The 17,255-nt window shown below is 40.5% G+C and carries 18 protein-coding genes; 16 read left to right on the top strand and 2 right to left on the bottom strand.

Features of this window, described 5'->3' with window-relative positions:
- Positions 1-9 precede the first annotated feature (9 nt).
- The 9 genes from AC58QT_RS05145 to AC58QT_RS05105 all read left to right on the top strand — a co-directional run bounded on the left by AC58QT_RS05145 (position 10) and on the right by AC58QT_RS05105 (position 7,357).
- Complete coding sequence (locus AC58QT_RS05145) at positions 10-1,128, top strand: ABC transporter ATP-binding protein (protein ID WP_497407989.1); 1,119 nt, start codon at positions 10-12, stop codon at positions 1,126-1,128.
- Position 1,129: 1 nt separating this feature from the next.
- Entirely contained in the window at positions 1,130-2,002 is an 873-nt protein-coding gene (locus AC58QT_RS05140; protein ID WP_310224735.1) for a carbohydrate ABC transporter permease, read from the top strand.
- 129 nt (positions 2,003-2,131) lie between these two features.
- Positions 2,132-2,914: a carbohydrate ABC transporter permease gene (locus AC58QT_RS05135; RefSeq protein ID WP_497408090.1), complete on the top strand. Its 783-nt coding sequence runs from the start codon at positions 2,132-2,134 to the stop codon at positions 2,912-2,914.
- 480 nt (positions 2,915-3,394) lie between these two features.
- Positions 3,395-3,862 carry a DUF2975 domain-containing protein gene (locus tag AC58QT_RS05130; RefSeq protein ID WP_497407988.1) on the top strand — a complete coding sequence of 156 codons (468 nt, stop codon included), beginning with the start codon at positions 3,395-3,397 and terminating at the stop codon, positions 3,860-3,862.
- Between the two features lie 80 nt (positions 3,863-3,942).
- Positions 3,943-4,596, top strand: coding sequence for a response regulator transcription factor (locus AC58QT_RS05125; RefSeq protein WP_497407987.1), 654 nt, complete (start codon positions 3,943-3,945; stop codon positions 4,594-4,596).
- A gap of 2 nt (positions 4,597-4,598) precedes the next feature.
- Complete coding sequence (locus tag AC58QT_RS05120; RefSeq protein WP_497407986.1) at positions 4,599-5,981, top strand: sensor histidine kinase; 1,383 nt, start codon at positions 4,599-4,601, stop codon at positions 5,979-5,981.
- A gap of 84 nt (positions 5,982-6,065) precedes the next feature.
- On the top strand, positions 6,066-6,578 hold the full coding sequence (locus AC58QT_RS05115) for a hypothetical protein (RefSeq protein ID WP_497407985.1): 513 nt from the start codon (positions 6,066-6,068) through the stop codon (positions 6,576-6,578).
- Positions 6,579-6,811: 233 nt separating this feature from the next.
- Positions 6,812-7,135, top strand: coding sequence for an NIPSNAP family protein (locus AC58QT_RS05110; RefSeq protein ID WP_497407984.1), 324 nt, complete (start codon positions 6,812-6,814; stop codon positions 7,133-7,135).
- A gap of 15 nt (positions 7,136-7,150) precedes the next feature.
- The gene (locus AC58QT_RS05105; protein ID WP_497407983.1) at positions 7,151-7,357 is read left to right on the top strand and encodes a hypothetical protein; all 207 of its coding nucleotides are present in this window, start codon (positions 7,151-7,153) and stop codon (positions 7,355-7,357) included.
- A 72-nt stretch (positions 7,358-7,429) separates the two neighbouring features.
- Here the strand turns inward: AC58QT_RS05105 and AC58QT_RS05100 are convergent, their stop codons facing one another.
- Positions 7,430-8,341 carry a LysR family transcriptional regulator gene (locus AC58QT_RS05100; protein WP_497407982.1) on the bottom strand — a complete coding sequence of 304 codons (912 nt, stop codon included), beginning with the start codon at positions 8,339-8,341 and terminating at the stop codon, positions 7,430-7,432.
- A gap of 341 nt (positions 8,342-8,682) precedes the next feature.
- Between AC58QT_RS05100 and AC58QT_RS05095 the strand changes: the two genes are divergently transcribed.
- The 5 genes from AC58QT_RS05095 to AC58QT_RS05075 all read left to right on the top strand — a co-directional run bounded on the left by AC58QT_RS05095 (position 8,683) and on the right by AC58QT_RS05075 (position 12,745).
- Complete coding sequence (locus tag AC58QT_RS05095; protein WP_497407981.1) at positions 8,683-9,666, top strand: SLAC1 anion channel family protein; 984 nt, start codon at positions 8,683-8,685, stop codon at positions 9,664-9,666.
- Positions 9,667-9,759: 93 nt separating this feature from the next.
- Positions 9,760-10,302, top strand: a complete 543-nt coding sequence (locus tag AC58QT_RS05090; RefSeq protein WP_497407980.1) for an NAD(P)H-dependent oxidoreductase — start codon at positions 9,760-9,762, stop codon at positions 10,300-10,302.
- A gap of 212 nt (positions 10,303-10,514) precedes the next feature.
- Positions 10,515-11,198: a DUF7002 family protein gene (locus tag AC58QT_RS05085; protein ID WP_497407979.1), complete on the top strand. Its 684-nt coding sequence runs from the start codon at positions 10,515-10,517 to the stop codon at positions 11,196-11,198.
- A gap of 22 nt (positions 11,199-11,220) precedes the next feature.
- Positions 11,221-12,150 carry a hypothetical protein gene (locus AC58QT_RS05080; RefSeq protein WP_497407978.1) on the top strand — a complete coding sequence of 310 codons (930 nt, stop codon included), beginning with the start codon at positions 11,221-11,223 and terminating at the stop codon, positions 12,148-12,150.
- Positions 12,151-12,349: 199 nt separating this feature from the next.
- The gene (locus tag AC58QT_RS05075) at positions 12,350-12,745 is read left to right on the top strand and encodes a hypothetical protein (protein ID WP_497407977.1); all 396 of its coding nucleotides are present in this window, start codon (positions 12,350-12,352) and stop codon (positions 12,743-12,745) included.
- A 20-nt stretch (positions 12,746-12,765) separates the two neighbouring features.
- On the opposite strand, the gene AC58QT_RS05070 is transcribed toward AC58QT_RS05075, so the two are convergent.
- Positions 12,766-13,644, bottom strand: coding sequence for a LysR family transcriptional regulator (locus AC58QT_RS05070; RefSeq protein WP_497407976.1), 879 nt, complete (start codon positions 13,642-13,644; stop codon positions 12,766-12,768).
- Positions 13,645-13,737: 93 nt separating this feature from the next.
- On the opposite strand from AC58QT_RS05070, the gene zwf reads away from it, so the two are divergent.
- Both zwf and tkt read left to right on the top strand, forming a co-directional pair.
- A complete protein-coding gene (gene zwf, locus AC58QT_RS05065; RefSeq protein ID WP_497407975.1) occupies positions 13,738-15,231 on the top strand; it encodes a glucose-6-phosphate dehydrogenase in 1,494 nt (497 codons plus the stop codon).
- Positions 15,215-17,209, top strand: a complete 1,995-nt coding sequence (gene tkt, locus AC58QT_RS05060; protein ID WP_497407974.1) for a transketolase — start codon at positions 15,215-15,217, stop codon at positions 17,207-17,209. Before zwf ends, tkt begins: the two co-directional genes overlap by 17 nt.
- The last annotated feature ends 46 nt before the right edge of the window (positions 17,210-17,255 follow it).

Here is a 17,255-nt window from a genome sequence, read left to right as displayed (position 1 = left end):
GATGAACGTATGGCACGGATCCAATTGATCAATATCGGCAAAAAGTATAAAGAAGAGACGATTATCAGCGGTTTGAATCTTACGATTAAAGATGGGTCGTTTACCGTTCTCGTTGGCCCATCTGGTTGCGGGAAATCAACGACGCTGCGCATGATTGCAGGACTTGAAAAACAGAATGAAGGTCAAATATGGATTGGTGATAAGTGCGTTAATGATACACAGCCAGGTCTTCGAGATGTCGCCATGGTTTTCCAAAACTATGCCTTATACCCGACGATGACCGTACGTCAAAATATTGAATTTGGTCTGAAAAACAGAAAAGTGCCGAAGGCAGAGCGAGAAACTTTGATTCATGATATATGCGAAATCGTTGCATTAACGCCTTATCTAGATAAAAAACCGCAAACCTTGTCCGGCGGTCAGCGCCAAAGGGTTGCCTTAGCCCGTGCGATGGTTAAAAATCCAAAAGTATTTATTTTGGATGAACCGCTTTCCAATCTAGATGCCAAGCTGCGTAATCAAATGCGCACGGAGTTGATTCAACTTCATAAAAGGCTGGGCACGACGTTTGTCTATGTCACCCATGATCAGGTGGAAGCCATGTCTATGGGGGATGAGATTGTTCTTATGAATAAAGGGGTTATTCAGCAAGCAGATTCGCCATTGAAACTTTATAATGATCCGGATAATGTCTTTACAGCACAGTTCATCGGGACTCCAGCTATGAATATCTTTCAGTTTACTGATGTACGAGGGTTGAAGGTAGATACAACATCGAAAATTGGTTCAATTGGCTTCCGTGCAGAGCATGTGCTCATGTCCCCAAATGAACGCATCGATGGATTTGTGGTTGAAGGGGAGATCCTAACTAGAGAAAGTCTTGGATCGGAAAATATTTATCAGATCAAATCGGAGATGGGCATATTTTTCGTAAAGACCTTCCTAACTTCCTTGCACATGGAAAATCAGGTCAAAACCGTAATTCCTTACGATAAACTCTATTATTTTGATCAGAATGGTGAAAGAATTCGCCATATTGAACGGCAGATGACTGAAGTGATTGAGATAGGCGCAACGACAAAAGAAACACGACAAGACACTCTCCTTGTTGCTGGGAGTGGTGTGTAAGATGACAATGTGGGAAAAATTGCGTCCATATGCCATGGTGGCACCTGCCATTACTGTGTTTTCATTGTTTTTTATTTACCCGATCATCTATATGATGTACTTAAGTATGTATGATTGGAACTTTATTAGCCCAACGAAAAACTTTGTTGGTATTCAAAACTTCACAGATCTCCTTACGGAGAAAGAATTTCTGCAAGTCATTTCAAATTCAACGATTTACACGGTGTTGACCGTTACATGTATTATTGTATTTTCCTTATTACTTGCGCTTTGGTTGAATAAAGCCAGCGTGTTTCAGACCTTTGTCCAAGGTGCTATCTTCAGTCCGCATATTGTTTCCTGGGTATCCATTTCCATGATCTGGGTGTGGGTCATGGATCCGCAGTATGGCTTACTGAACTGGTTCATCGGGTTGTTTGGCTTTGGTAAGTTAGCATGGCTTTCCTCACCGAGTACATCCTTGGTTTCCTTAGTCATCGTCGCTGTGTGGAAAGGACTTGGTTATAACACCCTTGTGTTTATTGCTGGGTTGCAAAGTATTCCTAGAGATATCTATGAGGCGGCAGCACTGGATCGTTCCAAGCCTTGGACAACCTTTTACCGACTAATTCTACCCATGCTCTCGCCAACCATCTTCTTCTTGGTGGTTATTAATATGATTGGTTCATTCCAGGTTTTCGAAACGATCGCCATTATGACGCAGGGAGGTCCCGTTAACTCAACGAATACGCTTGTCTATTACATCTATGAGTACGGTTTCCGCTTCTTCAAAATCGGCAGTGCTTCAGCCGCAGGTGTCATTTTACTATTCATTGTCGGGATCTTAACGATTATTTACTTTAAATTGATGTCCAAACGCGTTCATTATCAATAGAAAGAAGGGAATGCATTGAAAGCTGAGCAGACAATTGATTCTGATCGTACTGTGATATACGTAAGAAGCAAAGAAGAGATTGTATCAAGAATTTCCCAGTATATTTTCAAAACCATAAGCATTGTTTGCATGATAGGTTTAGTCCTCATTTTTGCAATGCCATTTTTCTGGATGCTGTCAACTTCACTAAAGACGCTGCCTGAAACCATGATTTTCCCGCCTAATTGGATTCCGAAGCAGTTCATTTGGAGCAATTATTCAAAAGCATGGGGATCAGGCCCGTTTTTACACTATATTACGAACAGCGTCATTATTTCGATCAGTATTCTCGTAGCGCAGATGCTTACCATTATTCCAGCAGCGTATGCTTTTGCACGGTATAAATTTAAATTTTCAGGATTTCTGTTCGGTATGGTTATGATTACTTTAATGATACCGTCCCAATTAATTTTCTTGCCTGTCTATTTACAATTGAGTACATGGAAACTGCTAAATACTCATCTAGCGCTTATACTCCCATTTGCGTCAAGTGCTTTCGGTATTTTCCTATTGAGACAATCGTTTAAACAAGTTCAAGAAGAACTGATTGAAGCAGCGCGGTTGGATAGTGCCAAAGAATGGCAGATTATTGTCAAATTAATGGTACCTATGGCCAAACCGGTTTTGGCTACTTTTGCCCTATTCAGCTTTATTGCACATTGGAACGATTACTTCTGGCCTCTAGTCATGACGACGGATGATGTCGCGCGAACATTGCCTCTTGGGATTGCAAAGATTCGTGAAGAAGAGGGAGTAGCCAATTGGAATGTGTTAATGGCCGGCAATATGATGTTGGTAACACCCATTCTCATTGCCTTCTTTTTTGCACAAAGGCATATCATACGTGCGTTTGTTTACACAGGGGTTAAATAAATAGGCAGTAATGGACGGAACCATGTGATCATGGTTCTTTTTTTTTGACATAAAAGGGTTCCCATTCAGCATCTCACTTTGAGCAGAGAACTGCAATAATACATCTTTTTAAGGAGAATAGACCGTTTATCGAGGAATTGCTGCGAAAATACATCCTTTTTACCGATATTCCATAAAAAGGGTAAATATGGTGGAAAATGATGCATAATTGCATCTTTGCTATCAGACTACAACTTTTCTAGTGGGAAAAGATGTATATTCGCATCTTTTTTTAGATTCTGACTTTCCGAGGACGCAGCAGCCGTGTTTCTTAGCATAAGTAAAAAGGAGCGTCAGGATGAATGGATCTGACGGTTTTTCTTATACACGAATCATATTTTGATAACAATAATAGTACATTTAAAAACAATGTTATTTTATTGTAATACGATAAATAATGTGATAAGATCATGTTGTTATTACATATGCGAGGTGTCAGAAATGAATGTTAAACGAGGTTCAACCACTTTCTTAAAGGTTATTATTTTTCTTGCTGGAATTGCTGTACTTGCTCTGTGTATCTGGTTGCCTGTCATAGCTGTTAGAGATGCAAAAGCACATCCTGATACGGCCTACTTCTTAATTCCCTTTTTAGTATGTGCATACGGGTTCTGTGCGGCGTTTTCTGTTGCGTTATTTCAAGCTTTTAAACTATTAACCTACATCGAAAAGAACAAAGCAATCTCTGAATTATCTCTAAAGTCCTTGACGATAATAAAAAAATGCGCTTTTGCCGTCATTTGCCTCCTCTTGATAGGAATTGTGAGTTTGAGGGTGCTCGCAGTAGTTACAGTGAGCGATGACGCTGCGGGTCCTACGTCATTATGTTTAATGGCTATCCTACTAACAAGTATTTTCGCGGCCATCGTAGACGTACTTCAAAAGCCAATGAAAAATGGGATTCATTAATCCGGACTAGGATCAAATTTTACAACTCGATAACAACTTCCAGTGAGGTATTTGTTATGCTTGTTATGGAGTGTGATCATATGGCTAAAATACTCATCGTAGATGATGAAAGAGCAATCAATGATTTAATCGCGGTCCATCTAAAAATGGTCGGGCACGCATACATTCAACTGTATAGCGGGGATCAGGTTTCTGACGTTTTGCGTGAGCATAAAATCGATTTGGTCATTCTGGATGTTATGCTTCCAGGCAAAGATGGGTTTGAAGTTATCTCGGAAATCGTGAAACGAAACGTACCAGTGATCTACTTAACGGCGAGAGATTCTCTTGCAGATAAGATTCATGGCTTGGAAATTGGTGCCGAGGACTACATAGCCAAACCATTTGAAGCCGTGGAACTAATTGCTCGCATCCATGTCATATTGAGAAGAAACCAACGGGAGAATAACGAATTCAAGCTAGATGGTATTGCTGTAGATTTAGACAAGCATACTGTGATGGTTCAGGGACAACGCATTGACATGACGAACAAAGAATTCCAACTGCTTGAACTGCTTATTCAAAATAAAAATATTGCCTTGTCTAGAGAAAGAATTGTCGAACGCGTATGGGGATTCGATTTCTACGGAGATACAAGGACAGTCGACGTCCACATTCAGAAGCTGAGAAAGAAGCTTAATTGGGACAATCAGATTAAAACAGTGTATAAGTACGGTTACAGGCTTGAGGTGTAAGTATGAAGTTTTGGCAGAAAACGTATTTGCTTGTCCTGTTAGTTTTTCTAATTGTCTTCGATCTAGGTGCATATGCACTTCTTAAAAAGAGTTATCAATTAAACGAGAAGATGGACATCTCAAGAGGGCTTAATGAGTATGAGGGCTTTGAAAACGCCTTAAGTTATATACTTAATGTTTATACGGAAAGTACAGGCGGAGCCGACTATGGCTCCGTTATTGGTGGTTTTGCAGCCAATTATTTTAAAAAAGGAATTCAAGCTGAGGTATATAACGGGAATCATCTGATTTTCTCAAATGCTTATCAATTTGATGGTAAGCGTGAAGAATTGCAGGGGGATTCTCGAAAGTCCACCTACAGAAATATTCAGGGACAGCTCTGGATTTTTGTAGGGGGCAAAATGGATTTTCAGGGATTCAGGTTGGTCATCTCCAGAAATTCTGATTATCTGCAGGCCAATTATCAGACGCTGCTCCATTATTTTATAACGCTCAGTGTCGTGATTTCAGTGCTATTATCGGTTGTGCTCATACTACTTTTGTTTCAATTAACTTCACCAATTAGACGGTTAAATAAAGGGGTCAAAGACATAGCCGCGGGTGCATACCATAAACGAGTTAAGGTGACTGGCAATGACGAAATCGGGGAGTTAGCGCAAAATTTTAACAAGATGGTTGATGCGGTGTCTACGAATATTGCAACGATTCAAACAGCAAACGAAGAGAAACAAACGTTTATTAACAATCTTACCCACGAAATAAAAACGCCGATAACGGCGATTAAGGGATATAGTGAATTTTTGACTCATGCCAACTATGACGAAGATGATCGGCGAATGGCCATCGGTTACATTCATGAGCATGCCAACCGACTGGATCTTCTTTCGAAAAAGATGATGGAATTGTTGTATTTGAAAAATGGCGACATCTCCATGGAACGCGTTGATATAAACGACCTTTTTACGTATGTGGTAACCATGGTGCAGCACCAGTTGGATGTTAAACAAATAACAGTTGAAACCGAATGTTTAGCTGAACACATTGCTGGTGATAAAACGCTCCTGCAAACGTTATTCATAAACTTAGTAGAAAATAGTGTGAAGGCATCCCATCCTGGAGGGAAGATTACGCTGAAAAGCAGCTACCGGGAACGAAATGTGATTATTGAAGTACTTGATTATGGGAAAGGAATTCCAGAGAAGGACATAGCACAACTAACAAAAGCTTTCTATGTAGTGGACAAATCCCGTACCAGAGAACTCGGTGGAATCGGATTAGGATTATCGATTTGCAGCCAAATCGCTGAGCTTCATCATGCGCGTATCCAAATTACATCGAAAGAGAACGAATTTACGAAAGTGTCGATCGATTTTACAACTCCATAATAACTAGAAGACAAGTTTATCATATCGCTCCCTTATGCTATACGTGTAACAAGCGATATCAACTAAACGATGGAGGTAATGAAAATGAAGAAAAAGATGTACGCAACACTACTTACGGCAGGGGTAGCTACGGCTTTGATCGCAGGCAACGGTGCTATTTCAGCTTTTGCTTTATCTGTTGATTCAGCACCAAGTGTCAAAGTGACAGGTCAACAGAAGGTGGCTGTACCGCAACCTGTAGATGCTAATGCTCAAGGATCTACGATGGAAGGATTTACACCAAATCCTAATTATAGTGAACCGGTTAAAACGTCCCAAGATATGAAAGAGGACCAGGCAATCGAGATTGCCAAAAAAGCGTTGCAAAGCAAATACAATGATTCCTTAGCTGGTTTGGATCAAACTACTTATTTTGTAAATTTGGTGGACAAGGAAGGCACATATTACGCTGTATTCTTTACAACCCCAGTTGATGGTAAAACGAAGCAGCAGCTGAATGACGAAGGCGATGTCTATATCGTAAATGTCAATTCCAAAACGGGTGAAGTTGTTTCTGCCGAGAAAAATCCAGTAGCCAACAATCCAGTCGGTGGATAACTTACAACACATATCACAGATAAAAATGCGAAAAAGTCCGACTTCTTGTCGGGCTTTTTGTATATGGATTCAATTTATTAATGATAATAATAGAATATCGCATATTGAAACTCATCATTAATTATTCAATAATGAGCGTGTAAGACGCAGAGGCAAGAGAGCTTAAAGAGAGTGTGATTGGATTTACTTACCTATTAATAGGTATATAAGCAGATGAAATGGAGGATGATCTTATGTTATACGAGTTGCGGATATATGATATTGTACCTGGTCGTATGGAAGCTATCCTAGATCGGTTTCGGGATAATGTGTTAGCCCTTCTAGCCAAACATGAAATGAAGACGAGGAGTTTTTGGGTAGACGCGGACGAATCGAAAAATCGTCTTTATTACGTACTAGAACATAAGAACGCAGATTCACGCGAGCGAAACTTTGAAGCATTCCTGCAAGACCCAGAATGGCTGGATATTCAGTATAGAACGGAAGTAAATGGACCTCTGTACGAGAAAATAGAGAGCATCTTTATGCATAATGTTCCTTTTTTTAAATCCATTTAGGAAGGTGGTACAACCATGGAGACAGTTCAGTATGACATTGAATTCGATAATGCTATTTTATTTGGTCAATTCATCATGGTTTTGAAAGAAGGAAGAATGGTTGGAGGAGGCATGATTGAAGCTTGGAATGAGCATGAAGTCAAAGTGAGTGACAAATGGTATTCTCGTAAAAAATGTTCGTTTATTGTGTCGCCAGCACCACAAACTTCGATATACTACTAATCGTAAGGAGCCACTTCGAAGTGGCTCTTTTTTTGTTTTGAACTTTGTTTTGAACTTTGTTTTGAACACGGACTAAGCTAGAATCGTACTTTCTTCGGTTAACTTCAAGTTAACAATATGTTGTGATAATAAATCAATAAATAACCGAGCAGCTTTGCTTACATATTTATCTTTATGATGGATAATGCCAATTTCCCTGTTGAGTGTTGGATTCACGATCTTAATCGCCTTTAGTTGGTTATCGTTGTACATATTCAAGTACGTTTTGGATAGCGCGGTCACGCCTGTACCTGACTTTACAAGGTCAATAATGGTTTCAATCGCTGTTGTTTCGATAATGGGTTCGATATTAATACCACAAACGGTACTGTTTAAATCAATTATTTGGCGGCATTTATGCGATTGCGGGAAGAGGATAACCGGGTAACTGCTTATTTCGCTAAAGTGAATACTGTCACGGTTGGCCAATGCATGGTCTTTAGAAACAGCTAAATAGATATCTTCTTTGTACAACGGAATTTTGCGAATACGATCATCATCGACTGGAAAAATAGTGATGGCCAGATCAATTTGATTTTGTATGACACGCTCGACAATATCGTCAAGATTCAAAATTTTAATTTGTATTTCTGGATAAATATGATGAAAGTCGAGTAACAAAGAAGAAACGAGCTGAGTTAACTCACCAGGAAGTGCACCAATGGATAATGTTCCGCGAGTAACCTTCTGTAGCTCCAAAATTTGCACTTTGACGTTAGCTAAAGAAGAAAAAATCACTTTGCACTCATTTAATAAAATAGTACCTGCTTCCGTAATGGCAATCTTTTTACCGATTCGATCAAATAAAGGTACCCCTAGCTCATCCTCCAGCGACTTGATTTGATGACTCAGCGTGGGCTGACTCATACCCAGTTTTTCTGAAGCCCTTGTAAAATGCAATTCTTCACAAATGGCCATAAAATATTCCAGTTGTCGAAACTCCATATGTATACCTCACTTTATGATTGATAATGACAAATAGTAGTATGTATTTCACTAAAAGTAAATGCGGGTATCAATCCTTTAAACTTATACTTTATCATAAACACCCTTTATTTATGTAAGAAGGGAGTGAAGTGAAGTTAATCATCCATATTAGTAATGATAACGATAGAATTTTGAATATTGATACTTATCATCAATTATTCAATAATGATATTTATCTTGCAAGAACAACTACCTTTTAATAGGTAAATAAGGGAGGGAATGTCTTCATCCTTTTGAAAAATAGAACTTGCTCTAATAAGTTGAGAAGAATACAAGACAGAAAGTAGTGAACATCATCCATGCCAACCATAACAGTCGTACAAAAACAAAAAAGCATAGGTTCCATTCAATTCTTACCCGTTAATCTATTTGCGTCGGTTATGGGCATTTCAGGACTGTCATTAGCATGGAGACAAGCAAGTAAGCTATTCGGTACTTCACTTGTTATCGCTGATATCATCGGAATGGTCGCGGTGCTTACGTTTATCGTGTTAAGCATTGGTTATCTGGCAAAGTGGATCCTATATCCGCAAAAAGTGAAAGATGAATTTAAACATCCTATCATAGGTAATTTCTTTGGTACGATCACCATTGCCATACTATTGCTATCCTCCGTGGTTGGGACTTACAGTGAACGAACGGGTCAAGTTCTCTGGATCATCGGAACCGTAACGACATTAGTCCTTAGCTATATCATCGTTGCACGCTTATTAGGCGGGAATCACGAGCACGGTCATGCCGTACCTGCCTGGCTCATCCCTGGGGTAGGGACACTTGATATTGCTGTTGCAGGTGGCAATATGCCGTTTGCATGGGCGCATGAAATTAATCTGCTTTCTTTAGCAATTGGCGGTATTGTGGCTTTAGTTTTCCTAACCATGATCCTATCCAGATTGATACATCATGCGCCTATGCATGCAGGTTTAACGCCATCCATGCTTATCATGATTGGGCCGTTTGAAGTTGGATTTCTGGGGTATATCAATTTTGAGCATCGAGTTGACCAGTTCGCATCGATTTTGTTTTATTTTGGTTTGTTTTTGTTCATCGTAGTATTCTTCAAAGTATTTAGAAAGTCCATTCCGTTTGGCGCGTCTTGGTGGGGTGTAAGCTTTCCATTGGCTGCACTCAGCAATGCTGCGTTGCAATATGCGATGTTTGTAGATGGTTGGCCGCTCATTACGGTAGCTGCAATTATTCTTGTTTTGATGAACATCGTTCTGGTCGTTCTCTTTGTACGAACTTTAAAGTCGTTATTTAATGGAAATTTGCTTAAAGGGTGATAATAGAGCTCTATTCTTCAGATACTACTAGCGTAATTCTGAACTCATTTGTTTGAAATACTACTACATTACTATGAAATGGAGCAGCCAAAAATGAAAACATTAGTTATCGTAACGCATCCGAATATCGAAGGATCCAATTGGAATAAAGCCTGGGTGGAAGAATTACAAAAGCATAATGAATTCACCATTCATCAGCTATACAAAACGTACCCAGATGAAAAGATTGACGTGGCTAAAGAGCAGCAATTGCTGGAGTCGCATGATCGCATCATTTTCCAATACCCGTTTTATTGGTACAGCTCGCCACCGCTGCTCAAAAAGTGGTTTGATCAAGTACTGCAGTATGGATGGGCTTATGGACCAGATGGGTCAAAGACAAAAGGCAAGGAAATAGGGGTTGCGATTTCAACTTATGGTACAGAAGCTTCCTATCAGCATAATGGTTCTAATCAATTTACCATTCAAGAATTGCTGCGGCCCATTGAAGCCCTTGCTAAATTCATAAGTGCCACTTATTTGCCGCACTTCTCATTAAATGATGCGTCAAACGTGACAGCGGAACGCCTTGCCAAGAGCAGCAAGGACTACATTCAACATCTCAAATCTGTCAAACCAGCCATGGTTCATTCATGAAAGTTATAATCATATAAATCCGGAAAAACTAACAGCAGTCCAATGATTTTCAATAAATCCTTGGACTGTTGTTTATTTCTTGATTAGGTTAACAGCTTCTGACTGTTATAGACATAACGCATCATTATGATAGAAAACGGGATATTGATGGTATACATACGGTTTTACTATAATCAAATAGCGCACAAAATGACAGACAAGAGGGACAAGATATGAACGTAACGAAGGTGAACAAAATAACGAAGGGCACAAAAAGGAAGTCTTTATATCACTTTACGAGAGCGCGAAACTTGTCTTCCATCTCGCACCTCGATGCTTTGTATTCTTGTCATGATGTAAATCCTCATCTATCGGATGCAAGGAGAGAAGTGAGGAGCGAAATTCAATTCCATGGCCATTTATTTGTAGCAAACGCACATTTAAAAATTGCGGAACAAGTCATGGATGCCAACACGTCTCATCTGGCTTTTCATCAATATGTAGATAAGCATGTATTTTTTTGGCCGACACAACGAGATTGTCAGAAAATGCTTGAGATTTATTCAAAAAGAGAACCAAACGAAGCTTTCGCTGTTCTTCAATTCGATGCGCAATCATTGATAACTGACTTTTATGACAAAATAAAGTTAACGAAGTACGATTCGGGCAGCTCCCCCCGCTACCCAACTCGCACCTCTTATAAAAAAAGTTTGCAGATGTTCTTGCCACTAGAGCAATTTGAGCAAATAGATCGAAATGATGTACCAACCAAACCATCTGAGATACGAGAAGTCCTTGTGGAAGGGAAAGTAACAGATGTGACCCGTTATTTACAAACCTTGTATTGTGATCATACTAGTTTGTTGAACGATAATTGGAGGGAACATACACAGCCATTACAAGGATTTTATAGGTAGGCTTCATATAGGAGGACTTAACATGATTTGGACTACATTGAAATCGAGAGGTTTTTTATCAGCTTACCTGCTAGTTATTCTGATGCTAGTTGGATCCGTATGTCTACAACAAAAGGAAATTCTCTTTCCGGAAATTGCAGGTATGGCCATAGGAGTTATGGTATTTCCCGTTCCACATTGGATGAAGAAGCCGCTTCACCTGTGGCTTTCTCCGACAATCGCTGCATTCCTAGGTACTTCCTTAAATGGGCTATCCCTAACGCCTCTATCGAAACTTTGGTTAGGTTTTGTCATTATCGTCATCCTCATGCACATATTTCGCGTGAATTTCGGACCAACGATTCCAGCAGCTTTACTGCCGATCTTTTTAGGATTGCATGACTATGTGTTTGCGATTACGACGGGTATTTTTACTTTTGTGATCATGTTAGCCGCTTTTAAATGGAGGAAACCAGAAATATTGACGCCAAGTGGTCCGCAAAATTTTCGAAAAATAACCGATACGCTTATCATTAGCATCATCTTATGTCTTTGGATCGGACTGGCATTCGCAACCAATCTAGAAGTTATCGTGGTTCCACCTGTATTTGCCCTTATTTTCGAGATATTTCATACGGAGAAATTTAGTTGGAAACTGATTCCATCCCGGTTGGCCGTATTGACGTTGACAGCTATATGTGCGGTTGGTATCTATCACTTGTTGTCGGGTTCCATCATTTGGGTTGGCCTTATCAATGTACTGATCACACTCATTCTCTGTGTGTTGTTTAAAACACCTGTACCTGTTGCTTTCGGTGTTTCATTAATGCCATTAATTGTTCCCGCATGGGGGAGCTGGGCTTTTCCTGTTGGTGTATTTGTTACGACAGGCGTATTGCTGTGTATGTCGGCAGCCTATCGTCAAATAAGGAACAAACAAGTGATACAACAACAATTTTCCGAACAGAGTTAAAATAAATCATGAGAGTAAGCCGCCACGATTGGCGGCTTTTTCTCATAATTACCTCAAGCGAGCCATTCATGTGGTCTATGGCTACTGTCAAATATATTAATTACTTGTATGCATCCAATTCGTACTATAGTAGAACTACGGAAAGAAGACATCGATTACGGCATGGAAAGTTCCATCCCGCGTGAGAGGAGAGATTACAATGATGCACTATTACTTTTCTGATAAAGCGCATATCTTTTGGGATGATGTGATTGAAGCTGTTGTGATTCGTTGGAATTCGGTAGCTAAAGAAGAGGAATTTCGCGTCCCGTTAGATAAATTGATTGAACTTGCCGTTATAAAAAAAGCAAAAAAAGTACTTATTGATAAAAGTCCTAAAATGGTTTTAACAGAAGATGCTGAATGGTTCTCGATGGAGTGGTTACCTAAGCTCCTTCATGCGGGCATTCAATTTACAGCTACCGTGATTCCAGAACATACAGTAGCTCCTCTTGATATGAAAAATGCAATAGAAAAAGAAACATTGCCAATCAACTACCATGAGTTCGAAGATATACACAATGCGGTTGGCTGGTTATCCGAAGTATCTGCGTGATAGAAGAGAGGCAGAACGGTCTATTGAACCATTTCAATAAACCTGCTTACTGCATTAGATATGGGCATATTGCGCATAATCATAATTCCAACGTGTGATGGTGGTATCGTAACATCTAATTGAATTTCGAAGAGCGTTCCTTCTTCTAATTCTTTCGATACGAATTCTCTGGTTACGTAGGAAATACCAAGTCCTTTGCGAGCTAACTCAATCAGAAGATCTACACTACCAACTTCAATTTCAGGTTTGAGTTGATAACCATAACTTTGAAATAATTCGGTGATGGCCATGCGAGCCCGGCTATTACGTGAGAATAGAATGATTGGGTATTGGAGCAGCATATCTAGTGTGAGAACGACATCTTGAAGCTCTGAATAAAGGGATCCGGCTACAAAACAATCCTGAAGCTGAAAACTTTCTTTTACTTCTAGTTGAGAGTCGCTAATCGGCATTCGAACAACGCCTAAATCAATTTCACCTTCTTTTAAGAGGCCAATGATTTCCGGGGTTGTTCCATGGTTAAGATGAAGTTTGATGCCTGGATATTGCTTATGAAAGTTCTCCAAGTATTTAAGTATGTAATGTTTAAACAGAGAATCACTGCCGCCAATTCGCAATTCACCATTATCTAGATTTTTAAGTGCGAGCATTTGTTTCTCAGCCAGCGATATTAAGATTTGTGACTTCTCGATGTAGGAATATAAGACTTCGCCTTCTTGCGTGAGTGTGACACCTTTGGAATTTCTGAAAAACAATGTCATACCAAAGCTGTCTTCCAGTTGTTTGATCGCATGGCTGACGCTAGGTTGGGTAAGGTATAAGACTTTTGCAGCCTGTGTCAAACTGCCTGTCTTCGCTGCCCAGTAAAATACTTTGTAGAGTTCATAGTTATTGTTCATAAATTATCAGCGATAGCTCCTAGATTCGTTTAATGGACATATAGAACATTATAGATGAGCTATGACGTAGAAACCAGTAAAGGAGAGATTAAATTGGAGCCAGCAACTTTTGTTTTATTTGGAGCTACAGGTGATTTAGCCAAAAGAAAGATCTATCCAGCTTTATATCAGTTATTTATCGAAGATAAATTACCTTCTTCTTTCTCCTTAATTGGACTTGGCAGAAGAGAATTATCTGATGAAACATTTCAATCCAATGTAGAGAAATCCCTCCTTACTTTCTCCCGAAGTGGAGTGAAAGATGCTGAAGGAATGAAAAAGTTCTTGCGTGCATTCCGTTATCAAGTGTTAGAGGTTAACCGCAAAGAAGATTACAAGAAGCTATTGCAAATGGTTGAAGAACGGGAGCAATCCCTTAATCTAGTGCCGAATCGAATGTTCTATTTATCGGTTGGCCCTGAATTTTTTGAAACGATCGCAGCCAACATTCATGAAAGTGGGCTTGGTTCAGCGAATGGCTGGAAGCGTCTGGTGATCGAAAAACCATTTGGGCATGACTTGCTGTCTGCAAGACAACTGAATCTGAAGTTGAACCAAGCATTCAATGAGACTGAAATTTATCGAATTGATCATTACTTAGGGAAACCTATGGTTCAACAAATGGGGCAGCTTCTGCACGCTTCACTTTCTGAACTAGATTTTAGCTCACGCAAGATAGCCAGTGTACAAATTTCCGCAATTGAAACATTAGGTGTCGAGGAAAGAGCTGGTTACTACGATCATGCAGGTGCTATCCGCGATATGTTCCAGAATCATATGCTTCAATTGTTAATGATGTTAACTATCGAATTCCCAAATCGTAGCAAGGTAGATGATGTTGGGAAGCTCAAAAGACAAGTAATGAAGTCCTTAGTACCTATTAGCAAAATGAATGTTCACAACCATATTGTTCGCGGTCAATATGGATCAGGCGTCATCAAAGGGGAGAAGGTTGTCGGTTATAGAGATGAATCGGGTATCGCTTCGGATTCTCAAAACGATACGTTCATTGCAGCTAGACTACAAATCAAAGACCCGTTCTGGAAAGATACACCTATCTACATTCGAACTGGAAAACGTCTGAACGAAAAAGCGACGAAAATTGTTATTGAGTTTACATCGGAAGGCTCCTCAAAGGATCTTTTGATCATAGAGATTGGGCCCAAAGAGGCCATTAGCATTCAAAGAAGTGAGGCAGGTAAGGAGCTTTCAAATGAAGATATAGCTGCTAGAAGCCAACTTAACACACTGGAAGAAGGTGCTAAAGATGCTTATGAAATCCTAATCCATGATGCATTAGTAGGAGACAAAACCTACTTTGCCCATTGGGATGAAGTGGAATTGTCGTGGGAGTGGGTACAGCCTCTATTAGATGCTTACCAAGAAAATCTGCTGCCGCTGCACATTTATCCATCAGGAACATATGGACCTTATGAATCTGATAAATTGCTAGCAAGAGATGGCTTCCATTGGTGGTTCGATTCTAAAAACGAGTTAAATAACAATGGAACAAAAGGAGAATCTTATACTTATGAATACAACACTTGATCAATTATCCGTAAATACCATTCGTACATTATCCATTGATGCAATTAATAAAGCGAATTCTGGTCATCCAGGGCTGCCGATGGGAGCTGCCCCAATGGCTTATACGTTATGGACGAAACATCTAAAGCACAATCCATTCCATGCTCAGTGGTTTAATCGTGATCGATTCGTTTTGTCCGCGGGACACGGCTCTGCACTCCTCTATAGCATGCTGCATCTGTCGGGTTATCAGGTGACATTGGATGATCTTAAACAATTTCGTAAGCTTGAAAGTAAAACACCAGGTCATCCGGAATTTGGGCATACAGATGGCGTTGATGCAACGACGGGTCCATTAGGCCAAGGAATTGCAATGGCCGTAGGTATGGCGATGGCTGAAGCTCATTTGGCTTCCAAATTTAACAAAGAAGCATTCCCAGTCGTTGATCATTATACGTATGCGCTTGTTGGAGACGGCTGCTTGATGGAAGGTATCTCCTATGAGGCGATGTCCATGGCTGGTCACATGAAGCTGGATAAATTGATCGTTATGTATGATTCCAATGATATTTCTTTAGACGGAGATCTGAACGTTTCCTATTCGGATAACGCACAGTTAAGAGCAGAATCAGCCAACTGGCAATACCTGAGAGTTGAAGATGGCAACGATCTCGCTGAAATTTCGCAAGCAATCGAGCAAGCCAAACAGGATTCTTCGCGGCCTACTTTGATCGAAATCAGAACCATTATTGGGTACGGAAGTCCCAAGGTTGCTGGAACTAACAAAGCACATGGCGCTCCACTTGGGGCCGAAGAAGCCAAAGCGACGAAGGAAGTCTATGGCTGGACGCATGATGAATTTACCGTTCCTACGGATGTACAAACTCACTTTGATAAGTTGAAGCATCTAGGGCAAGCGCAAGAAGCCGAGTGGAACCAACTATTCGCTTCCTACAAATCATCATTCCCTGAGCTAGGCCAAGAACTCGAAAATGCGATTAATGGCAAGGTTCTTATCGAAGCTTCCGATATTCTTACATTCGATGAGTCGAAAACTATTTCAACGCGAGTGGCGAGTGGGAATGCGATCAATCATTTCATGAAACAGGTGCCGGCCATCTTCGGAGGAAGCGCTGACTTATCCCATTCTACAATGACGGATATTAGTGGTGAAAAAATCTTCGGATCAGGCTCCTATGAAGGACGAAATATTTATTTCGGGGTGCGCGAACATGCGATGGGAGCAGCCGGTAATGGTATGGCCTTGCACGGAGGCGTCATTCCATTTGTAAGTACGTTCTTCGTCTTTAGCGATTATCTGCGACCATCCATTCGATTGGCTGCCTTGCAGAAACTGCCGATTATTTATGTCTTCACGCATGATTCCATCGCGGTTGGTGAGGATGGCCCGACGCATGAGCCAGTTGAACATTTAGCTGCGCTAAGGACAATTCCAGGCCTTACTGTCATTCGTCCGAGTGACGCCAATGAAACCGCAAGCGCATGGGCTTTTGCGCTGGAGAACAAGAATGGACCAGTCGCCCTTGTCCTTAGCAGACAAAATCTTCCTGTTTACAGTGCGACGAAAGCAAATGTAGAAGATGTGAAGAAGGGCGCTTATATCTTATCAGAAACCAACGCGCAACCAGATCTTATCCTCATTGGAACGGGTTCGGAAGTTTCATTGGCCGTAAATGCGAAACAGGAGTTAGAGAAGGACAATATCTCCGTCAGAGTCGTAGCTATGCCAAGTATGGAGTTATTTGAACGCCAGTCCGCTTCTTATAAAGAAACCGTTCTTCCTTCCTCCATTACTAACAGACTTTCTATCGAGGCAGGAATTTCGATGGGTTGGGAACGCTATGTAGGTCCGCGCGGACAAATACTTGGGATCAATACGTTTGGTGCATCCGGGGCGGGACCTGACGTTATGGCACATTTCGGTTTTTCCGTTGAGAATGTCACTCGCTTATCCAAGGGTTTACTCGGTAATTCGTAAATCATATAATTTACAGCATAACCCATTCAATTAAATTTATGGAGGT

Source organism: Paenibacillus sp. J31R109 (assembly GCF_059692055.1).
Note: the sequence above shows the minus strand (reverse complement) of the source record. Positions and strands in the feature narration are given on the sequence as shown.

Excerpts from the sequence above, each read along its gene's own strand:
- AC58QT_RS05110 (WP_497407984.1), top strand. The coding sequence starts at position 6,812 with ATGTTATACGAGTTGCGGATATATGATATTGTACCTGGTCGTATGGAA.
- AC58QT_RS05070 (WP_497407976.1), bottom strand. The coding sequence starts at position 13,644 with ATGAACAATAACTATGAACTCTACAAAGTATTTTACTGGGCAGCGAAG.
- AC58QT_RS05145 (WP_497407989.1), top strand. The coding sequence starts at position 10 with ATGGCACGGATCCAATTGATCAATATCGGCAAAAAGTATAAAGAAGAG.
- AC58QT_RS05100 (WP_497407982.1), bottom strand. The coding sequence starts at position 8,341 with ATGGAGTTTCGACAACTGGAATATTTTATGGCCATTTGTGAAGAATTG.
- AC58QT_RS05120 (WP_497407986.1), top strand. The coding sequence starts at position 4,599 with ATGAAGTTTTGGCAGAAAACGTATTTGCTTGTCCTGTTAGTTTTTCTA.
- AC58QT_RS05115 (WP_497407985.1), top strand. The coding sequence starts at position 6,066 with ATGAAGAAAAAGATGTACGCAACACTACTTACGGCAGGGGTAGCTACG.
- AC58QT_RS05080 (WP_497407978.1), top strand. The coding sequence starts at position 11,221 with ATGATTTGGACTACATTGAAATCGAGAGGTTTTTTATCAGCTTACCTG.
- AC58QT_RS05105 (WP_497407983.1), top strand. The coding sequence starts at position 7,151 with ATGGAGACAGTTCAGTATGACATTGAATTCGATAATGCTATTTTATTT.
- AC58QT_RS05130 (WP_497407988.1), top strand. The coding sequence starts at position 3,395 with ATGAATGTTAAACGAGGTTCAACCACTTTCTTAAAGGTTATTATTTTT.
- AC58QT_RS05135 (WP_497408090.1), top strand. The coding sequence starts at position 2,132 with ATGATAGGTTTAGTCCTCATTTTTGCAATGCCATTTTTCTGGATGCTG.
- AC58QT_RS05125 (WP_497407987.1), top strand. The coding sequence starts at position 3,943 with ATGGCTAAAATACTCATCGTAGATGATGAAAGAGCAATCAATGATTTA.
- AC58QT_RS05140 (WP_310224735.1), top strand. The coding sequence starts at position 1,130 with ATGACAATGTGGGAAAAATTGCGTCCATATGCCATGGTGGCACCTGCC.
- AC58QT_RS05085 (WP_497407979.1), top strand. The coding sequence starts at position 10,515 with ATGAACGTAACGAAGGTGAACAAAATAACGAAGGGCACAAAAAGGAAG.
- AC58QT_RS05090 (WP_497407980.1), top strand. The coding sequence starts at position 9,760 with ATGAAAACATTAGTTATCGTAACGCATCCGAATATCGAAGGATCCAAT.
- tkt (WP_497407974.1), top strand. The coding sequence starts at position 15,215 with ATGAATACAACACTTGATCAATTATCCGTAAATACCATTCGTACATTA.
- AC58QT_RS05095 (WP_497407981.1), top strand. The coding sequence starts at position 8,683 with ATGCCAACCATAACAGTCGTACAAAAACAAAAAAGCATAGGTTCCATT.
- AC58QT_RS05075 (WP_497407977.1), top strand. The coding sequence starts at position 12,350 with ATGATGCACTATTACTTTTCTGATAAAGCGCATATCTTTTGGGATGAT.